The organism is Komarekiella delphini-convector SJRDD-AB1 (genome assembly GCF_014831675.1).
Classification (GTDB): Bacteria; Cyanobacteriota; Cyanobacteriia; order Cyanobacteriales; family Nostocaceae; genus Komarekiella.
The window spans coordinates 1-18,606 of record NZ_VJXY01000079.1 but is presented as its reverse complement, the minus strand read 5'-3'; the positions used below and the strand labels follow the sequence as shown (position 1 = coordinate 18,606).

Below are 18,606 nucleotides of genomic sequence, written 5' to 3'. Positions count from 1 at the left end.
GATTAAGCCTCTTTCCTCTGCAATTCCTAATATCCGTGCTTGTAAATTTTCCAAAGTTCCGTCTGTTTCCCAACGTTGTAACCATCTGTGCGCTGCACTTTTTGATGCCCAGATTTCTCCGGTGGGAGCATCACACCAACGGCATCCTGTTATTAATATATACAGTAATGTGTTAAGTACATGACGAAACGGCGCATGAGGCATTCCTCGCCCTCTGTTTTCTGGCTCCTTGGGAAATATATCTTCAAACAGCTTCCACTCTAGGTCGCTTAACCCTTCAAATCGCCCAGCCATACCCTGATACAACTTACTGTCATCAGCAGCAGATTATCATATTGCTGGTATTAGTGGGATAGGTTCACCCAAGGCGCAGCCACATTAGAGTTATTGTTTTTAGGTATAGCCATAATTATGTATTAATTACTGCATCGTCAAAACATATACTATCGTTATTTGCACCCAAAGATACATTTATTAAAGTGTTAGCTACTTTATATTTGCTGTATAAATTAGGATTTGCACCAGGCCTCATCCTGCTTTAGAGATGAGGCTTTTACTTCTATCTAGAGCAAACTGCTCTAAGAGTTAACTACTTTTGTCTCAACAAATATTTGAACAGTTATTCAATTTGTTTCTTTAGCGGTGGAAGTATAACTTGCAACGTTGCAACAGGTTAGACTGCCATTTCTCCTACCCAAGGAAGCATCTAATAACCTTTTATATAGCATATAGTAACTTGATGGTAGATGTTTAACTTATTAGCCTCGTTTTAGCTTGATGACGAGGTTTTTATTTTTGCAGTAGAATAAATCGCTTTGTAAATCATCTCATTTGATTTCAGGTAAATGGTTGAATGCGTGAAATACCGTTGCATACATGATGCAAATGAGTATTATTTGAAATGCTCATTTGATATTCTTCAAAAACTTAAGTACTCACGACACTTATTGATTTGGGCATTCGGTGATCGCAATTAGATTTGAATCTGTGCGATCACCTTTGTTTTTACTATATCTTTAATACTCACTCGGCAGCATCAACACCTTCTGTGCCAGATACAGCGTCATTTCCGGCAGTGGAAAATCAGTGTATGGGATTGACTGCCGCAGTACTTCCTTGTCCGTATCTTCTTCACAAATCAGTACCCCTGATTCGTTCTCTACCACCAAACGCCACACCTGAAAATCTCGCAGCCTAGGATTAGACTGAAGCTGGTGTTGATAGGAGCCAATCGCATCCAGCAGCCAGTAACATTGCGTTGACTCAGCTAGATAGTTTATGCCTTCTGTGTAGCGAAGCATACCTAAAGAGTGCCTGTAAACAACTTCCGAGCCTTTGAATCGCTCTAAGTCTGCAATCAATTCCTCGGCGGTTTTCGCAGTAGTATTTGTCATGATTGGAATTATTTGTAGTTTTCGCTGTCACATTTGCGTAGCATGAGGATCTTCAACTGTTGAGGGGGATTCTTTATCCGCCATCTCGTCATCTATCAAAGGAGCGATGAATCCATACCGCACTCCCAGCGTGGTTAAATCCAAATCCGAATCGATAACCCGTCCTAACTCGGATACAATAAATTTTCCTGTTCTTTGGTCATAACTAAGTTTCATGTTTCACCTGTTTAGTTAGCTAAATAAAATAGCGCTCTTGGAGAGACAAAAGCGCTTACTAACAATTACGCCGCTACCAACTCCCGACTTTCTGACTCTGGCTGATACTCCACTAGCCTCCGCCATTCCTCAGCCGTCAGTTGGTCAAACGGTCTATCCAACAAGTCTTCATCACAGGTCACTTCAATCATCGACAACGACCACACCGCATCAGCCGTAGAGTCACACGGGACTTTCTGTTGATGCATTGACGAAGCGCGAATTACCCACCAAATTTTATGCAATTCGCAGTTCGCAGTTCGCAATTCGCAATTGTGAACGTTATTAATAATTGAATCATTACAGGTGCAAGGTTTCTTACTTTCAGGCATGGGGTTTAATTGCGAATTGCGACTTGGTAATTGCGAATTGTTGTAGGTGCAGCCTACTTCACCAAGTTTCTGGTCGTGGTGGTAAATACCATCGTCTAGGACTTCAAAATTGTACTTCTCGCATTCCTGGGCAATCTGTACCATCACTTTGTTCCCCGTTGTAGCGGTTGGGGTTTCTGGCTGTTGTACTGGTAGTGTGCCACGATTGTAGTGCCATGTGATGTAGCTGTGGCATCTTTTGAACGTGTTCGCGCGATGGATTTCTTCACCGTTGACCATCACTACCCAAGGTTGCGTTAGGTCATGGTCGTAGCTGATGGTGGCAATCAGTTGTGTGCCGCAGTAAATCTCGTGGTCGTAGAAGGATATTTCTACTGTTCTGAGTTCTGTAACCATTTTCTGGGAGGGGGTTACAGTTGTTGTCGTTTGTGTCATAATTTTAAAACCTTTAATTGGGTAATAAAGGCGATCGCTGTGTTTGCAAGACGGGCGATCGCCTTTTGATTTGCGCGAAATAACGTTGTGCAGGCACAACGCTCTCTCACTTCAGTTTCAGCGAAGCTGTAGTTAATTCTTGGGTTCCAGAAACGTACTTGGGTAAAAGTAAAACACCTTATTAACTTTCTTTTGTCACTCTAGGAAGAGGAAAAAGAGAAAAAGTCAGACCAAAGGGATAAAAATAGATGATTGTGCAAGGTATTCATAATACTAATCAAGTAAGAAAATCCCGCAGAAAGTTGGGGAATAGAAAATACCTTAAGCCAAGGTTAAATCAAATTGAAAAGAATCAAAGGTTGAACGATAAGACGCAAATTGTTCAAGAGATTCTTCCAACCATAATTTTCATTCCACAAAGGGTGTTCCGCAAATATTTTGAGAATATAACTATGAGATTTGCTGAAGACACTTGAATGAAGGCTGACCATGAGATAGGTACTACAAACTATTTCCCACCACTTCTGAATGTGAGGATAATAGGTCAGCCTAAAATCTGCCCATCCGAGTTCATTATTACTTTGTTTAAGTCCATATTCTACCCATGTTCGTAAACCGTAAAGGTTGCCTACTTCGAAGTATTTAATACCTGGAATATGCGTCATTAAAAACCATGTTGAGTTTTCTGGCAGCTTTTCCATATCCGTAGTGACTTGCCAATAACGAACATCGCGTCCTTTTCCAAAGATAATCTCTCTAATATATCGAACTTCCTGTTTAGCATTCGAGAAAACACGGTTAAATTTCCGCCATTTGTTATACCTGATGCTTTGCCCTTTTGGTAGCCAAACTCCATGATTACTACGTATAGCTACAACAAAATTGAGTTGTAATTGATTCAAAACACTAATAAAATTTCCATCGCTTTCCCCATACAGGCTATCTGCCAAAACCAGTTCAAATTTAAACCCCATTCCTTGGAGTTCTCTGATTAATTTTGCTGCAATTTCTGGCTGAGTTTTATATTTATCTCCTGCCTTCAATCTCTTGCGTGGTTTATAAATTTGAAATGTTAATGGAAAGGTCATATCTTCAATCACGCCATAGGCTGTCACTACCACTATTTCATTTTCTATTTTGCCTAAGTTCCCAATATACTGCCGTTTTACATAGTCTGTAGTACGACCTTGTTTTTTGTCTCCTGTTTCATCAATTATTAGAATTAGCGATCGCTTATTTAATACTCGCAGTATTAATTCTAATCTTCGCTTCTTTAATAATTCTATCGACCACGGTGATTCTGTTAAAAAATGATGTAACGATTGCTGATTCTCTAACCCTACTACCTTGGCTATTTCTGGTAAAGATTTCCTTTTTATTTCTGATATCATTCCCAAATGTAAATCTCGGAAATTTTCAAAACTCCTGACTTCTGGAAAGATGTCTCTGTAGATTGCACAATATTCATCCACAAATTTGATGCTGGGTTTGGGGCTTCTTGGCTGTGTCATCCTCCCCTCCTGGCTTTCAGCCCTTCTTTCCGATTTTACTCTTCCTAGAGTGACAAAAGAAAGTTAATGTCAACTTTCTTGAGTCTGCTGTTTGATGTGTTCTAAAAACTCGTCAACTGTGCCTGTTTTCCCCTCATTCCTTAGACGTAGTGCCATTGCATGAATCGCATCCTCATCATTTCTGTGAGCCAAGATGTACTCTCTTAAATCCTTGATGGTCATTTGTTCAAAATTCGGCTTCGGTTGACTCATAATTCACTTTTCCTTCTCTGCTGACTGATGCTTCTATCTCTTCACCTGCGATGATGATTAAATCACCTGTTCTCCTGTCGGTGGTTACTAAGTATATCGGTGCGTACATCTTTGTTAACTGTTGACAAATCCTGTACATCGCCGTCTTTTGCTCTGGCGTTGGCTCCAATCTATCATCTCCTTGTTGAACGCGGTGGTTTTCCGACTTTTGACAGCGCAAGACTGTAGAAAACACATTGGAAGTTTTATCCTTTGGTTATTCGGTGATTTTGAGTATCTCCCCCGGCCCGCTTTACCCGTACCTTGCGTACTCTGTGCTATACGACGGGGGGTTCTCGTTTCTCAAATCTATGTTTCGTGTTTCTCAAACTTGGATCTAGGGTTGAGCGCTTCTTTATTTTCTGGGAGGCTGGCGCTCGTTTCCTCCCTTATGATTACCAATTTACAACACAGTGTTGTACTAGGTCAATAGAGATTGGCATATTTCTTGTAAACTTTCAGAATTTATCACTAGTGTTGGAAATAACTTCCAGATAGGTATATTAAGCGCATTACAAATAGCAAATGCATCTTCTTTAGAAATTGATTCTGGCTTGTTCCGGGAGTTTGCCCATTCAAGATTTTGAATAAAAGTATTGCTACAACCTGCTTCTAGCGCTAATTTATCTCGGCTAATTTTACCACGTAGCTTTCTCAATCGCTGGGCTGTCTCTTCATCCCAAGTAAAACGAGATACATAGGACAACTTCACAAAGCATACCTCCTCTATCATTTTGCTCTCCTCTAATTTACAACACCACTTTGTGTTTTTAGAGTTTTTTGATTACGCTGAGGTAGTGATGACACAAAAGCGATCGCCCTCCGGGAAGGGAACAGCGATCGCTTTGCCAAACTCATTTACAAAAAGTGAGCCAATTATAATGCTGACACACTTTTGGCGGGATTCAGAAATTAACCAGATGCTCCAAGACGGGCAAGTAGGCAAATACACGATACCCAAGGGATACGTTAATGCAAGTCAAATGGCTAGAGCTAACGGTAAGTTATTAGCCGATTACACACGCCTGAAGTCTACAAAGGAGTATCTGCAAGCTCTTGAGAACGATATGGGGATTCCCATATCGTTACTGGTAATAGAAGTAAAAGGGCATGGAAATGAACAAGCTACTTGGACACATTTAGAAATAGCTATCGATTTAGCGAGGTGGGTATCTATTCCCTTTCGCATTTGGGCGAATAGAACGCTGTTAAAGGTGATGATGTTAACCCAAGTAGAACAACAGCCAGTACAAGAGCCGCAGGAAACATCTAAAGCTTTAGCCCCATCTCACGAAGCCGCGCAGTTGGCCTTGCTGCTAGGAGAATTTGCAGGACTACATAAATCCTTAACCGCCCAGTTAGCTGTCAACGCCGCTACATCTATCAATCCAGCCCTCAAACCTGCTGCCGATGAACTCAAGAGTGCGATCGCTTGTACTGACACCTTCGATGATGCTTATCTCAACCCGACGCAAATTGGGGAAGCGATAGGCAAAAGTGCGGTCGCTGTTAACAGGTGGTTGATTAACGCTGGACTCCAGTATCGCACTGATGATCGCAAACTGCCGTATCGTCCCACAGAGTTGGGTAAGCAGTGGGGACGCATGGTGTCAGCTGTTGCGCGAGGTTCTAACCAGACGGTGTTTCAACTGCGATGGTTGCCTGAAGTAGTTCAAGTAATTTGTCAATGATTCCCTGCATACATCAACCCAAACTATGAACAGTCTACGAAAGGTTCTAGCAGAAAAATACGGTCTTGTTGCTCACATCATGCACGATGATTATTTTTTCGTGTCATTACCAGATAACGAAGATCATTCACTTAATATCAATTCTCCAAAATAAGGCTACAGATGAGATAATAAGACTCAATGAGATCAAGGATGAGCAATGTCAGGGATATATCAATTAGAAATTCAAGAGACTCTAGAAGAACTTAAAGAGTTACTTGCAATACAAAAAACTGCAACTGGTTTTGAAAGAGTGCAGTTATTGTATTTACTCAAAACAGGGCATGGTCAAACAATTTCTCAAGCCGCAGAAATTATTGGTCGAAACCGAGTCACACTACACAAATGGATTCGACTGTACAAAGCAGGTGGAATAGAAGGACTATTGCAACAAAAATCTTCCCCAGGAAGACCGAGAATTATTCCCAAATGGGCTGAAAAAGCACTCGATAAAAGATTACACGAACCGCAAGGATTTAACGGTTATCAAGAAATTGTCGAATGGCTCTCACAAAACTTAGGAGTAAATTCTTGCTACAAGACAGTTCACAAGCTGGTTTATTACCGTTTGGAGTCATGTCCGAAAGTTCCTCGTCCAAAAAGCGTTGAACAATCACAAGCTAAAATAGAAGCATTTAAAAAAACCTAAAAGACAACTTAGGAATGCTGCATTGGTTTTGTTTGGCAGTTTTATGCACAACTAAAACGATTCGTTTTTGCTGTGAGGACGAAACTAGAATTGGATTGAAAACAATTACAGGTAGGAAAATCACTGCTGTGGGTGTTAAACCAGTTGGTGTACATCAATGGCAGTTCAAGGCAACATATTTATATGGAATTATCGAACCACTGACTGGCAAGAGCTTCTTTTGGGAATTCTCACACCTCAATACTGACTGTTTTCAGATATTCCTCAATCTAGTTGCTCAACATTTTACTGATTCAGTACTAATTATTCAACTCGATAATGGTGCTTTTCATCAAGCCAAAGTCTTCAAATACCAGATAATATCATTTTATTATTTCAGCCAGCACATTCTCCCGAATTAAATCCCATTGAGCAGGTTTGGCAATATATTAAGCGGCGACTTCGTTGGTTATTACCAAAAAACCTCGATGAATTACGTGCTGCTCTCTATGCTGAAATTGGGAAATTAACCAAACCAATTATTGCATCTATTGCTGGCAGGCAATATATTTTGGTGGCTCTATCTGTAGCCGGATTTTAGAGAATTGGTATAATACCAGTCAATTCTTGGAAAAAGGAGGCTCCAGTATAACCAACAAGAAAACCAATCTTCTTGTTTTAAGATAATGTTTTGCTGCGGACTCAAATTGATAGAGAGTAAAATCACTAATGTCTATATCTTGCTTTTTATTTTCTTCTTCACTACTCGTTTCATTTTCTTGAGAAATAATCTGAAATCCTAAAGTATCGAGGTTTGCTATCGAAAAAGTTCCTGAACTAATTTCAGATTTATGTTGAATTTTTAGTAATTTATTTTGTAGCTCATCTATTTTAGATTTAATTCTTCCGATGAGCCTTTGATCATTTTTTGTATTTTCTAACTGATTACTTAACTTATTTTTGATTTTGATTAATCCTTGCTTTAATAAATTTAGTTTATGTCTCATTTTGAAGGCTCGCTCTTTTTGTAACTGTTTTAATTTTTGTTTTTTTTACTTACCTTTCTCCGCTCTTGTATTATTTGTGTACTAGTTAGCCTGAGTTCTCTAGGCAAGCTGACATGAACTTCACGTATCTATATAGGTTGCTCAAAAGGATTTTTAACCAATACAAAAACTGCAAATTCATTTCCAGCCGTTAAGTTACGGTTTGAAACTACAACAGATATGTCCAACAGACCTCGTTCCATTACTAATTTACCTACGAATACAGCACTTCAATGCTTCTATTAGTTAAAAAAGCCAAGTAGTAATAAATTATCAATGTATATACAACTTTATTTCATTACTACTTGAGCAGTTAAAGTAGCATTAAAAAAGAATAAACTTGTTTTGGAGATGCTACTTGTTCAATAAACCCACTATCCAACCTTTCCAAATTTATAAAAATAGTCCAATTCTCCCAACTACAACTTCTTTGTCTGGGCTGCCTTGAATATACTTCAGTACAAGCTGAATACCTAATCCTTCTTGTCGAAAGGCAATTTGATAGTGGTCTGGGTTGAGATCCTTGTTGTTCTCTGTGATAAAATTAAAGAAGCTGTTCAAACTAAAATCCGTATTCATTTGGTTTAACTCCTGTGTACTAATTGATTTTCTAAACACAGTTAAACTTCAATAGCTTAACTTTTAGCTCCAAATACCACACTTGATAAGTACGAACAATATTTCCTGATTGCAGTTGCATCAAAATACTTGCAAGTACCACGTTCTAGCGCAATTGCCTTTAATTACTATTCGAGTTAATACATCTTGCTGGTCTGTTCCCTTTTTTTAGGCACAGTACATTACACATCTTAAAGAGATATTTTTTCTTGGGTGGAAGACACCTCAGACCCACTTCATAGCAGCCGTTTAATTGTCGCAAGTAATCTTCACGCCATACACCATACTTCATAGGTATGATCCCTTTTTTTCAAGCAAAACAATACCTGTTTGCTCGTCCTGCTTACACCAGAATCATTGTGAGCATTTAACTGTTGATAAAACTATGATTTTACTACTATTAATTCTGAGCACCCTGCCGTCTGATTCCCTTTTTTTAGCCCACGACTACTGCATATCTCTATAAAAACTTTTTTAGTAGGATTATTAATCTAACATACTCTTCTAAAATTTCAAGTGCAATTCCAAAGATGTCATATGCATCAGAGACAACAAGGCAGGCTTAACTTTTATTAGTTGACGACAAGTACGGATAGTTTTGGCAAGTGGCATTTTTTATAGTGAACCAATCTCATGTTCGGCAGCCTCTTGTGGAAGTAATTACATCCCCAATGCTTTCCACGTCGCTGTGCCAACACATCCATCTACTTCCAAACCTTTCTGCTTTTGAAACTGCTTGACTCCATTTTCTGTACTTGCTCCAAACAAGCCATCAACACTAATGTTAAAACCTGCTCTTTTCAAAGCTATTTGAACTATGCGAACATCACCACCTTGCATTAAAGGCTGGCTTAACCTTAGTACTCGGTTTGCAGTTAGTTCATCCTTTTCTCCAAAACCCTCAGTAGGAGAGTTAGCTAATCTGTTGTCAGTCTGAGCACCATAAACACCATCTTCTATGATGCGGTCATTGAGATTATATCTATTCCAAAGCCGCTGAAACGATAACACAGAGAGACCACGAATATTCCGCATTGTTCTTACAAAGTCAAAGTGTACTTCATCAGCGGCTCCTAGCCAGCGCCAACCGCACTGTACGAAATAAGGTTTCCAAATCTGGAAGTCTGATATATCTAATGCCAAACCACTCTCATGGTTGCTTTTACCTGGTTGGGCAACAAGAGTACGACCACATCGGTTTTGCTGCTTTTGACGGGATAAAAGATACTGTTGAGCAATTGTTCTATAAGCTGAGTTCACTACTAGTTTTCTGCCGCCGCTAGCTTTGATAGCTTGCCTGAGTCCTTCTTTAGCTGGCGGTTGTAATAAGGGAAAGACAGATGTACTTATAGATACATTAAGTTCACTAAAACTAACAAGACATGTTGAGTCTATGCGTTGCATCTCAGTAATAATCTGCTGGGAGAGTCCGTTAGCCACACTCGTTTGACAGGCTTTTACGTTTTTGAGCATCATAAAGATATCTTCAACCTAATATTCATTTATTCGCTTTTCGCTCTTACCTCTGCAATTTGTTAAGTAAATTCCAATCTCCAAGAAGTTAGACCTAAGGCTTCTAGAGTTGAGGGGCCAACAATACCATCATCTGCAAGTCCTTCACTAACTTGAAACGTTTTAACTGCGAATTCAGTCTGTTCGTCAAAAATACCATTTATAGAAGCCGAATAAAATTCTAGCTCATGTAATCGTTGTTGAAGCTGACGCACATCTTTACCAGAAGCTCCTTTCTGCAAGTTACTTATAGCTAGAGTCGTAACTAGGCTGTTTTTATCAGCGTTTGTTTCTAAAATAGAAACTACGTCATTTATATCGCTATTTTTATTTTGTACTTGAGAAACAGCAATGACAGTATCACTGCCATTTTTTCTGGTAATGCCATTTATAGTAGCTGAAGCTTGTTGAGCCTTAGCCTTTAATAATTGAGTGTCTCGATTTGCTTGAATAGCCTTAGAAATCACATATGAAGCACCACTAATTCCTAGTAGAGTTAGTACTTCAGGTGTAATTATAGGAAACTGTGGCGACTGGGATTTGATAATCAGATAGAATAAGCTCATTGCTACAACAAATGTGAAGATTAAAAATTGAAAGCGCGACAGACTTGCATCACCATTCTCGTCACTAATAATATTTGCAATATTAATCCTGTTTGTAACAATAAAAAATACGATAATCAATTCTAAAGCGCCAATAAAGATAGTGAGTAACCAACCTATTAATAATGCTAATATCAACATGTTATTGTCCTAATTTGTAAGATTTTGCAGGTGATTTTAGTTGACTATGATTTAACCTTAAATCTAGTTTATTTTCGAGATAGCAGATATTGCTTACGCTAAATATTAATAGCAGTTCCTTTGGAAGCCGAGGTAATTGAAACAGGCTATACTTGACATTATTTCCTAGTTGAAATAAATAAAATAATATAACTGCTAAACTAACTACAAACAATTGAATGCTTTGCCAACTGTAATTTTTAGTTTGTCTTATATTATGTCTTAAAAAAGTAATAGCAATTTCCCTTACCAAAATTAGATAAAATACTATCGTCGCTAAAGTAGCTAAAAACAACCAAATTTCCCAAGCGATAAATTTGCTTAAGTAAATAAAATAATTAATATTCTCTTTCATTGAATTCTCCAAGTTACATATTTATACACAAGCTTTAAATAAGGCAGAAGGCAACTATGACAATTTAGAGGGAAATTCGACCCCTCGTAATTTGGAGCTACTAAACAAAGAGTAGCGTAGTGATTTTGAACTCTTGTAGTGACTTTGCCCGTTCTTGAGGTGACTGCTAAGGGCTTTCTTGAAAAAGCCCTTAACAAAACTACATCGAGCAAAGCTGCCTTTGTTGATAAACTTCTCTACATTAAAGTAGCGACGTTAAAATGTTAAGCATAGCAGTCAGCAAGTATGGTTGTGATGTCTGTAAGGTCAATGTCGCTTTTTATCCCAGGATGCCATATATCTATATTGTTCAGTTTCCACTGATGTGCACCAATATCTGGGGCAGATTCTCCTTCAGGAGTAATGCCAGATATTACAGCAGCAGCTCCACGCACAGGACTTGACTGTTGTGGTCTATAGTCGGTAGACAGTACGGGCTGACTAGAAACCCAAAGAGGTTTACCTGTTTTGCTCTTAGTCGCTGTCGTAGGAACGTCCATATTGTGAAATAAATTATTTCTAACTCCAATAGTTACTCCTAACTTATCACCACCAGCAGTAGCACTATCATAGTAGAAGATATTATTTGCAATATCGTTGTTTGGGTGTTCAAACTGTCCAGTACTACCAAAGTTGAAGAACTTATCTTTGCCTCCTGTATATACTGTATTGTTGTAGAATTTTAAAGGTGATGAAGATTTGAAGTTTACAACATAACCAATATTGCGAAAAACATTACTGTGAACAAGAATATTTGATACTTTTGCACCACTATTATAGATAGGATACGAGCCAGCAGTAATGTAGTTGCAGAATATTTCTATGTTATTAGACACAACTTCAATTGCGTACAATGGCTGATCATCTAACCATTTAATCCATTCACACTCATACAACTTCAAGGCAGGCGTATTAGTTCCAGAAGCCAAACTCACAGTACTATTAAAAACACAGTTGCGAATTGTAGTATTTGTTGTTCTGTGGTTGAATATTTCTAAAGACATTTGAGGAGAATACCCGCCACCCCAAGACATAAACCTATCAACTAAGAAAGTACAGTTCTGGATATCAATATCATCTAAATACGTTGGTGGAGTTGCTCCACTATTATAGAACTTTGATAAGTCTTCATAAGTTCTGAATGCAGCACCACCACGCTTTGAAATTGTATCCACATGGACGTTAACAAAACGAGCTTTCGTAAGCCGTGTAACTTCTAAACAGTTGGATTGTGTTTGGGAAGTTAGTCCATCATCGGCGTTTTGTGGCAACACACTAGAACCTGGAGCATAAAAGCGCCGATCACTATAAGAACTATCAACCATATCTACAGATGACACTTTCACTGTGTGCACACTAAGTAACCTTAATGCATTCTTGCGATACTTCTTAAAAGATAGATTGTGTAAGAGAATATCAAATGTATCTCGTACCTCAATGCCAGTGTTGTGCTTGTAGTAATCACACGGGGTATTTGCAGTCGATGTACCTGTGAAGTTAAAGTTGATAATACGATTCTTCCGCCCTTTTGATAGCTTTAAAGCACCAACGATTGTAGGCTTACCATCTCCGATTAACGTGATACCAGAAGGTACAAGGGTTGGGTTAGTTGCAAGCGTGTAAGTTCCCGCAGCTACCTTAATCACATGTCCACTGTCAGGCATAACAGTGATCAAAGCTTTTTGAACAGTTGCCCAAGGTGCAGCTTTAGTACCTTTTCCAGATGTATCATTTCCATTAGTTGCAACGTAATAAATAGTTTTACTCTGTGGAGTATCAAGGGCCAGCTTGTTGAGAGTAAACACCCTACAAATTACTTGATTATAGTGCCCTAGACCAACCTTACCTGCGGATGCTAGAGCTGGATCAGCATCCGAAAACTCAGTTAGCAAAACAAGCTTATTATTTGCTGTATCGATGTAGTACACTTCAAACACAGTCAAAGCAGTATTAAACGAGTAACAGCGCACAATGTATTTAAAATCTGATGTGCTGCTAGTAACATTTGTGAGTGCTTTCCATAGTTCAGTAGTGACTCCTTTAACAACTTTGGTAGCTTGAACATCTACCTGAGTATTGTCATTTACTAATGCCAGACGAATACGATAACGATCCCCATTGCTCTGGATACGTGTTTCAATGAAAGGTCTGAAAGTGGAGTTATAGTTTGTCCTATTTGCTTGAAATACCACTTCACAATCTTGGATTGTGTGAGTGTTGAGTACTGCTGAGGATGTACCGCTTGTGGTATTTACTGCATTTAAATAAGTAGAACTAGAGATACTCCAGTCAGTACCAGCAGTCATGTTTGGTTTAAGATCTAGCCAGCCATTCCCGATAGTGCCAGCAGTAGTTGCGGGTCTGTCAAAGCTATCAGTAAATAATTGAGTTGTAATCATATAATTCTGGGTTGAATAGAGTAAAAAACTGAGTGTTTCTCACAAGAAAACACCGCCACGTCGTTTAGGACTAACGAGTACTGTCCATGACTGTTTTCAATAGTGGATAAGTACTTGCCCTAAAACAGAGGATATGTGCCTAATCTTGAAAAGCTAGTTTTAGGGATGATTGCAAAATCAGAGCAAATGAAAATAGTTGGTTAGGAACCAGACAGTGACAAAAGTTCTATTGAGCAAAAAAAGCTACTGAAGCTAATCCCACCAACCCAAGTTAACTGGGTAAACAAGTCAAGGGCATTCCACTCGCTGTTATGCAAGATGTCACTAGTCACCATGACATGAGAAAGTAGAGGTCACTGTACAATCCCAAATCATTCAGCGACCACAACGTTGATCAAATCTTTGCACCACCTATGCGTGGAAAAAGGTTATGATTACGGCGAAGTCTGCCCCTTATTGCTGGAACAACACTACTTACGTTCCTGTGCCAGATAAGCACAAGCGTATTGATACGCTTTCATACACTCTTTGCTCAAGATACAAGCGTAATCTCTGCCTAGGCGATTGAACCTTATATGTGCAATCGTACCTCTTAAGGTTATAATAAGCCTGTTTGCTTACACTGGTATACCAAGAAGTGCTTATAATTGTCACCTTTTAATCAAAGCTAGTGTCTTGTACCGCTCAGTTCCCCTTTTTTCCGCGCGCGGCACACTATAAATCTCTATCAAATACTTTTTCAGTGTAAGAAAGAGTGACTTAAAGTCACTTTCATGCACTATATCCTCAAAGTCAAGTATAATTTACGCTACTGCTAGCTACCTTTACATGTAAGCTGCATTTTTGAGAGGTTATACTAAGACTACTTACTCACACTGTCACCCTACAATGCTTGCAATCAGCCATATAGGGACAATACTACATTTTTACTTTCACTAAAACTAGTATTTTTGCTGCTTAGTTCCCCTTTACTTAGCAAGCAATACACTGCAAACTAATATTCAATATTCTTTTGTGACGAACTTATGTATTCATTACTATAGCACACTCTTTCTCAAAGTCAAGCATAATTTGTGCAAGTATCGCCAACGGCAAAGATATTAAATATGGTATCTTGTCGGAATTCAAGCAAGCTAAGGTTTTTCGTTAGCAAATACATAATTTGTACCCAAGAATCAGAGCAAGTTTAACTTTATTAATGCCGTCCCAGACGGTTACTTTTTTTGCAGCACCCATAACTTAACCCAAGGATAAAGAGGGATGCCAGCAGGATTCCAGGCTAGTAATTAGGTTAATCAACGCACAAGAATAAAAAAGCCTTTTTATACAAAACTAGGTGAGACTAGTATTATCAGGGTGGAATTTAATTCTTAACATAATCTATTTGTTTTCCTTTACCACTGCTAGCAAAAATTAAGCTTGACTTTGGGAAAGAGTGTGCTATAGTAATGAATACATAAGTTCGTCACAAAAGAATATTGAATATTAGTTTGCAGTGCATTGCTTGCTAAGTAAAGGGGAACTAAGCAGCAAAAATACTAGTTTTGATGGAAGTTAAAATGTAGTATTAGCTTAATATAAATAATTACAAGCACTATAGTGTGATGGTGCTTGTAAATAGAGCTAGTATAACCTTAATAAGCGCAACTGCATATATGAAGTTTGAGTAGCGCTAACGGAAATTATGCTTGATTTGAAAATAATGCATTAAAGTGACTTCAAGTCACTCTTGCACTAAAAAAAGTATCTAATAGAGATTTACAGTGTGCCGCCTGCGGGAAGAAAGGGGAACTGAGCGGTACAAGACACTAGCTTTAATTAAAAGCAAAAATACAGTATTAGCGTCAGATAAATAATTGTAGGCACTTTGGTATATCGGTGTAAGCAAGCAGGCTTAGTATAACCTTACATGAGCAATCGCACATGTGAGGTTTAATCGCCTCGGCAGAGATTGCGCTTGTATCTTGAGCAAAGCAAGTGATGCTGTAAATTTCTTTTGTCAGAATTTTACTCAACATTTACTCAATTAGTTAAATTACATGTCTCTCCACACTTCCGACTTAGTTCGCATTTATCTACAAGAAATCGGACGGTTTCCGCTGCTGACTCCTGAGCAAGAAATGGTCTACGCAAGGCAGGTACAGCAGATGATGGTAATCGCGCAAGCAAGAACTATGCTTACCAAACAACTGCACCGAGAGCCAACTTCGGATGAATTAGCTGCGGACATTAACAAAACTGAAGCCGAAGTAGCTCAAATTCTGAAACTTGGTCACAGAGCGAAGCAAAAAATGGTGACAGCGAACTTGCGGCTGGTGGTTTCGGTCGCCAAGAAATACCAGAACCGTAGCATGGAATTTCTCGATTTGCTCCAAGAAGGATCACTGGGTTTACAACGGGGTATCGAAAAGTTTGATCCCAACCGGGGCTATAAGCTTTCTACCTACGCATACTGGTGGATTGTGCAGTCCATAACACGAGCTATAGCCCAAACCTCCCGTACTATTCGCTTGCCCATTTACATAAACGAGAAACTCAACAAAATCAAGAAGGTACAGCGCGAACTGTCTCAAACTCTAGGTCGCCGTTCTACCATCACAGAAATTGCTCTTGCATTAAACGAAAGTCCCAATCAGATTTGGGAATATATCAGCGTTTCTCGTCAGCCAGTTTCTCTGTTCCAGTCAGTTGGAGAAAACCAGAATACAGCACTGGGCGAACTCTTACAAGACGAAAGCGTTTCTCTAGATGAACATATCACCCAAGAATGTTTGCGCCAAGACATGATTAATGTGCTCTCATTGCTAACACCCATACAAAGAGAAGTGATAATTTTGCGCTTTGGGCTAGATTCGGATCGTGAACTGACCCTGGCTGAGATTGGAAAACGCTTAGACCTCAGTCGAGAGCGGGTTCGCCAAATTCAAGTTAAAGCGATGAATATTATGCGGCATTCACAACATGATCTCAAACAACATTTAATGGGTTAAATGCTGTTTGATATTGTCGCTCTCCCACGAAAACATTTTTATGAGTTAAGAGCGCTATCCTACATATTGGAAATAAATAGCTGCAACTATCAAGAACGCCTTCAATTGGTGTTGTCAAAAATACAGTAGAGCTTACTTGCATCTTGATGATAAACCGTGAATTGGACAATACTAAAACGCCGAGTTTACAACCTTTAAGTTCACCATTGAAACCGTTACCCTTTTGCTAGAGGGCAAACGCATGTGTGACTCGTTTCTAAGCCAATACATAACTTAGCCCTCTCCTAAGAAACCGTATTTGCTTCGGGCTGAGGAACAAGCTCAAAACCCAAAGCTAGAGCCTTTTTCTGGAGGTTATTGATGACTCGTTCTTGGTAACGTTGCTCATAATAATCCATGCCAGGATCTTGATAGTTACCTCCATTCGTCCAAAGTCGGTAGAAAATTCGTGCCAACTTATGAGCAGTAGCAGTGATAGCTTTGGGTGTACCCAGGCGAGAACGTAAGCGACGATAAAAAGCACCTCCTCGAATTGCTCTTGCCAGCTGTTTGTGCTGCCATTCGCAAAGCATTGGCAGCAGGGTTAACTACAAGACGAGTTTTAGAACTTTTAACTTTGCCAACCAGTGATGCGATTGCTAGGACAAAGACCAAGCCAAGAAGTAAAATGTTTAACAGTTGGGAATCGGCTAGGATCTAAACCAACCTCAGAAATAATGGTTTGTACTGTTAGGATACCAAGACCATCAACAGCAGTGAAATCCACGCCACTAATTCGGTAAAGATGGGTACGTAAATCAAAAGCAGGTTCATTGCCTTGGGGTTTATGGCGGATGGGCATAGAGCCGAGATCCCTGCAAGTGCGATTCGTTCTGGAGAAACCCAGTTTTCTGGGGGGATTCCAGGCTTTAGTAGAGTAACCCCTCTGGGCTGAGTCCGCACTTTGATCCTCTACTGATGACAACTTGATATCCATGTAAGTGAGGCGACAACTGAGAAACCAATTCTTACTGCCCTGGTGCGGGGTTAAAAGCACATAAACTACCAATGATGGTAGCCCCTACGGGGAAGACTGACTATCTCTGTTCGTAAAGCGGGGATGAAAGCGGTTAATGGTGGTAATTGCTGAAAGCACCAACCGCAAGCAAGAATCTATGAGGAGAGTAAACGAAATGTCGTTGAGCCATCGTCAAATCTCGCCAAGGAATATAAGCTTGTGTCTCGGACACACCTTGGGTTGGAAATAACCGACAAGGGGTTTGGACTGTCAGTATCTTGCAACCGAGGCAGCGTACCTCCTAGACCCCCGGTGGATAGACATCCTCTAAAGATTCAAAACAATGGATATCAGGAACGAAATAACCCAAATTATAGTTCCTACATCGGTCGATAGGTAGGTAGGCAGTCAAGCTAATAGCTTTATTTGGGAGGGATGGGTTAAGAAGCAAATGCCTAGACCGAAGTAACGGTCAAAGCCTGAAAAGGGATGGAGTAATGTCCGGGATAAGCAGACGTAACCCGCAATGTGTCTGAATGTCGGGGCGTAAATAGCAGTGAATATGCCTAAATCAGATTCAATATTGGATACTGAGGGATGGAAGACTATTGACTGGCGACAAGCCGAGCAATATGTCTTTAAATTGCAAAAACGCATTTATGCCGCTTCACGTTGTGGTGATATTCAACGAGTTCGTAAACTCCAGAAAACCTTAATGAGGTCTTGGTCGAATCGGGTATTAGCGGTCAGACGGGTAACACAAGATAACCAGGGGAAAAAGACCGCAGGAGTGGATGGTATTAAATCATTATCCCCAGCAGCGCGTTTTGACAAGGCATTGGGTCTATTCATTAACGGTAAATCCAAACCTACACGTAGGATATGGATACCAAAACCAGGGAAAACCGAATTGAGACCGCTTTCGATACCCACTATTTTTGACCGTGCCCTGCAAGCGGTAGTAAAAGCTACCCTTGAGCCAGAATGGGAAGCTCGTTTTGAGCCATCAGCCTACGGTTTTCGACCCGGAAGGTCATGCCATGATGCTATCAAACACATCAAAAACTGCATTGTATCGAAAGCTAAATATGTCTTAGATGCAGATATATCGCAGTGTTTTGATTGGGCATCTTGATACTCCTAGGGTGGCCGCCGAGATACGGATACCGTTGGCGAATTCCCCAAGCAGCTAAACTGAACCGATTAGTTCAGAAATGAACCGATTGAGAGCCTTCTGAGCAGTTTTATACCCAGTAGCTTGCTTACCTAACTTCAGTTGGGACAAAATG

21 protein-coding genes and 1 pseudogene are annotated in these 18,606 nt (G+C 39.7%); 6 read left to right on the top strand and 16 right to left on the bottom strand.

The window, feature by feature from the left end; translation table 11 throughout:
* From FNW02_RS34585 to FNW02_RS34550, 8 genes and pseudogenes are all read right to left on the bottom strand, one after another.
* The coding region (locus tag FNW02_RS34585) for a transposase (protein WP_191762029.1) at window positions 1-294 on the bottom strand (294 nt) is incomplete at its 3' end.
* A gap of 722 nt (window positions 295-1,016) precedes the next feature.
* Window positions 1,017-1,394 (bottom strand): DUF6876 family protein, encoded by a 378-nt coding sequence (locus FNW02_RS34580; protein WP_191762028.1) that lies wholly within the window; start codon window positions 1,392-1,394, stop codon window positions 1,017-1,019.
* 27 nt (window positions 1,395-1,421) lie between these two features.
* The gene (locus FNW02_RS34575) at window positions 1,422-1,610 is read right to left on the bottom strand and encodes a hypothetical protein (RefSeq protein ID WP_191762032.1); all 189 of its coding nucleotides are present in this window, start codon (window positions 1,608-1,610) and stop codon (window positions 1,422-1,424) included.
* A 65-nt stretch (window positions 1,611-1,675) separates the two neighbouring features.
* The gene (locus FNW02_RS34570; RefSeq protein ID WP_191762027.1) at window positions 1,676-2,416 is read right to left on the bottom strand and encodes a hypothetical protein; all 741 of its coding nucleotides are present in this window, start codon (window positions 2,414-2,416) and stop codon (window positions 1,676-1,678) included.
* Window positions 2,417-2,616: 200 nt separating this feature from the next.
* Window positions 2,617-3,927 (bottom strand): annotated as a pseudogene (locus tag FNW02_RS34565) (IS701 family transposase).
* A gap of 69 nt (window positions 3,928-3,996) precedes the next feature.
* Window positions 3,997-4,179 carry a DUF6887 family protein gene (locus FNW02_RS34560; protein ID WP_191762026.1) on the bottom strand — a complete coding sequence of 61 codons (183 nt, stop codon included), beginning with the start codon at window positions 4,177-4,179 and terminating at the stop codon, window positions 3,997-3,999.
* Window positions 4,154-4,414, bottom strand: coding sequence for a DUF6888 family protein (locus tag FNW02_RS34555; RefSeq protein ID WP_191762031.1), 261 nt, complete (start codon window positions 4,412-4,414; stop codon window positions 4,154-4,156). The genes FNW02_RS34560 and FNW02_RS34555 overlap by 26 nt, the downstream gene beginning before the upstream one ends.
* 225 nt (window positions 4,415-4,639) lie before the next feature.
* The gene (locus FNW02_RS34550; RefSeq protein ID WP_191762025.1) at window positions 4,640-4,951 is read right to left on the bottom strand and encodes a helix-turn-helix domain-containing protein; all 312 of its coding nucleotides are present in this window, start codon (window positions 4,949-4,951) and stop codon (window positions 4,640-4,642) included.
* A gap of 31 nt (window positions 4,952-4,982) precedes the next feature.
* Between FNW02_RS34550 and FNW02_RS34545 the strand changes: the two genes are divergently transcribed.
* The 4 genes from FNW02_RS34545 (at window position 4,983) to FNW02_RS40320 (ending at window position 7,177) form a co-directional block, all read left to right on the top strand.
* Window positions 4,983-5,909, top strand: a complete 927-nt coding sequence (locus tag FNW02_RS34545; protein WP_348535495.1) for a KilA-N domain-containing protein — start codon at window positions 4,983-4,985, stop codon at window positions 5,907-5,909.
* A 199-nt stretch (window positions 5,910-6,108) separates the two neighbouring features.
* A complete protein-coding gene (locus tag FNW02_RS39270) occupies window positions 6,109-6,597 on the top strand; it encodes a helix-turn-helix domain-containing protein (protein WP_225226130.1) in 489 nt (162 codons plus the stop codon).
* A gap of 14 nt (window positions 6,598-6,611) precedes the next feature.
* Window positions 6,612-6,998 carry a hypothetical protein gene (locus FNW02_RS39265; RefSeq protein WP_225226129.1) on the top strand — a complete coding sequence of 129 codons (387 nt, stop codon included), beginning with the start codon at window positions 6,612-6,614 and terminating at the stop codon, window positions 6,996-6,998.
* Window positions 6,947-7,177, top strand: coding sequence for a transposase (locus tag FNW02_RS40320; RefSeq protein WP_431356840.1), 231 nt, complete (start codon window positions 6,947-6,949; stop codon window positions 7,175-7,177). Before FNW02_RS39265 ends, FNW02_RS40320 begins: the two co-directional genes overlap by 52 nt.
* Before the next feature lie 19 nt (window positions 7,178-7,196).
* On the opposite strand, the gene FNW02_RS34535 is transcribed toward FNW02_RS40320, so the two are convergent.
* The 6 genes from FNW02_RS34535 to FNW02_RS34510 all read right to left on the bottom strand — a co-directional run bounded on the left by FNW02_RS34535 (window position 7,197) and on the right by FNW02_RS34510 (window position 13,330).
* Window positions 7,197-7,583, bottom strand: coding sequence for a hypothetical protein (locus tag FNW02_RS34535; protein ID WP_191762024.1), 387 nt, complete (start codon window positions 7,581-7,583; stop codon window positions 7,197-7,199).
* Window positions 7,584-8,015: 432 nt separating this feature from the next.
* On the bottom strand, window positions 8,016-8,201 hold the full coding sequence (locus FNW02_RS34530) for a hypothetical protein (protein ID WP_191762023.1): 186 nt from the start codon (window positions 8,199-8,201) through the stop codon (window positions 8,016-8,018).
* Window positions 8,202-8,900: 699 nt separating this feature from the next.
* On the bottom strand, window positions 8,901-9,716 hold the full coding sequence (locus FNW02_RS34525; RefSeq protein WP_191762022.1) for a peptidoglycan-binding protein: 816 nt from the start codon (window positions 9,714-9,716) through the stop codon (window positions 8,901-8,903).
* Between the two features lie 59 nt (window positions 9,717-9,775).
* Complete coding sequence (locus FNW02_RS34520) at window positions 9,776-10,498, bottom strand: peptidoglycan-binding domain-containing protein (RefSeq protein WP_191762021.1); 723 nt, start codon at window positions 10,496-10,498, stop codon at window positions 9,776-9,778.
* 1 nt (window position 10,499) lies between these two features.
* On the bottom strand, window positions 10,500-10,892 hold the full coding sequence (locus FNW02_RS34515) for a hypothetical protein (RefSeq protein WP_191762020.1): 393 nt from the start codon (window positions 10,890-10,892) through the stop codon (window positions 10,500-10,502).
* A gap of 263 nt (window positions 10,893-11,155) precedes the next feature.
* On the bottom strand, window positions 11,156-13,330 hold the full coding sequence (locus tag FNW02_RS34510) for a hypothetical protein (protein WP_191762019.1): 2,175 nt from the start codon (window positions 13,328-13,330) through the stop codon (window positions 11,156-11,158).
* Window positions 13,331-15,369: 2,039 nt separating this feature from the next.
* Here FNW02_RS34510 and FNW02_RS34505 point away from each other — a divergent pair.
* Window positions 15,370-16,320, top strand: a complete 951-nt coding sequence (locus tag FNW02_RS34505; RefSeq protein ID WP_191762018.1) for an RpoD/SigA family RNA polymerase sigma factor — start codon at window positions 15,370-15,372, stop codon at window positions 16,318-16,320.
* 284 nt (window positions 16,321-16,604) lie between these two features.
* On the opposite strand, the gene FNW02_RS39255 is transcribed toward FNW02_RS34505, so the two are convergent.
* Together FNW02_RS39255 and FNW02_RS39250 are read right to left on the bottom strand one after the other, a co-directional pair.
* Window positions 16,605-16,892, bottom strand: coding sequence for a hypothetical protein (locus FNW02_RS39255; protein ID WP_225226128.1), 288 nt, complete (start codon window positions 16,890-16,892; stop codon window positions 16,605-16,607).
* Between the two features lie 38 nt (window positions 16,893-16,930).
* Window positions 16,931-17,161, bottom strand: a complete 231-nt coding sequence (locus tag FNW02_RS39250; RefSeq protein ID WP_225226127.1) for an IS110 family transposase — start codon at window positions 17,159-17,161, stop codon at window positions 16,931-16,933.
* A 718-nt stretch (window positions 17,162-17,879) separates the two neighbouring features.
* Between FNW02_RS39250 and FNW02_RS34495 the strand changes: the two genes are divergently transcribed.
* Entirely contained in the window at window positions 17,880-18,452 is a 573-nt protein-coding gene (locus tag FNW02_RS34495; protein WP_191762017.1) for a reverse transcriptase N-terminal domain-containing protein, read from the top strand.
* Window positions 18,453-18,606: the final 154 nt, after the last annotated feature.

What these genes read in the sequence shown, in the direction of transcription:
- FNW02_RS34580 (WP_191762028.1), bottom strand. Translation starts at nt 1,394, where the DNA reads ATGACAAATACTACTGCGAAAACCGCCGAGGAATTGATTGCAGACTTA.
- FNW02_RS34575 (WP_191762032.1), bottom strand. Translation starts at nt 1,610, where the DNA reads ATGAAACTTAGTTATGACCAAAGAACAGGAAAATTTATTGTATCCGAG.
- FNW02_RS34570 (WP_191762027.1), bottom strand. Translation starts at nt 2,416, where the DNA reads ATGACACAAACGACAACAACTGTAACCCCCTCCCAGAAAATGGTTACA.
- FNW02_RS34560 (WP_191762026.1), bottom strand. Translation starts at nt 4,179, where the DNA reads ATGAGTCAACCGAAGCCGAATTTTGAACAAATGACCATCAAGGATTTA.
- FNW02_RS34550 (WP_191762025.1), bottom strand. Translation starts at nt 4,951, where the DNA reads ATGATAGAGGAGGTATGCTTTGTGAAGTTGTCCTATGTATCTCGTTTT.
- FNW02_RS39270 (WP_225226130.1), top strand. Translation starts at nt 6,109, where the DNA reads ATGTCAGGGATATATCAATTAGAAATTCAAGAGACTCTAGAAGAACTT.
- FNW02_RS39265 (WP_225226129.1), top strand. Translation starts at nt 6,612, where the DNA reads ATGCTGCATTGGTTTTGTTTGGCAGTTTTATGCACAACTAAAACGATT.
- FNW02_RS34535 (WP_191762024.1), bottom strand. Translation starts at nt 7,583, where the DNA reads ATGAGACATAAACTAAATTTATTAAAGCAAGGATTAATCAAAATCAAA.
- FNW02_RS34530 (WP_191762023.1), bottom strand. Translation starts at nt 8,201, where the DNA reads ATGAATACGGATTTTAGTTTGAACAGCTTCTTTAATTTTATCACAGAG.
- FNW02_RS34525 (WP_191762022.1), bottom strand. Translation starts at nt 9,716, where the DNA reads ATGATGCTCAAAAACGTAAAAGCCTGTCAAACGAGTGTGGCTAACGGA.
- FNW02_RS34520 (WP_191762021.1), bottom strand. Translation starts at nt 10,498, where the DNA reads ATGTTGATATTAGCATTATTAATAGGTTGGTTACTCACTATCTTTATT.
- FNW02_RS34515 (WP_191762020.1), bottom strand. Translation starts at nt 10,892, where the DNA reads ATGAAAGAGAATATTAATTATTTTATTTACTTAAGCAAATTTATCGCT.
- FNW02_RS34510 (WP_191762019.1), bottom strand. Translation starts at nt 13,330, where the DNA reads ATGATTACAACTCAATTATTTACTGATAGCTTTGACAGACCCGCAACT.
- FNW02_RS34505 (WP_191762018.1), top strand. Translation starts at nt 15,370, where the DNA reads ATGTCTCTCCACACTTCCGACTTAGTTCGCATTTATCTACAAGAAATC.
- FNW02_RS39255 (WP_225226128.1), bottom strand. Translation starts at nt 16,892, where the DNA reads ATGCTTTGCGAATGGCAGCACAAACAGCTGGCAAGAGCAATTCGAGGA.
- FNW02_RS39250 (WP_225226127.1), bottom strand. Translation starts at nt 17,161, where the DNA reads ATGCCCATCCGCCATAAACCCCAAGGCAATGAACCTGCTTTTGATTTA.
- FNW02_RS34495 (WP_191762017.1), top strand. Translation starts at nt 17,880, where the DNA reads ATGCCTAAATCAGATTCAATATTGGATACTGAGGGATGGAAGACTATT.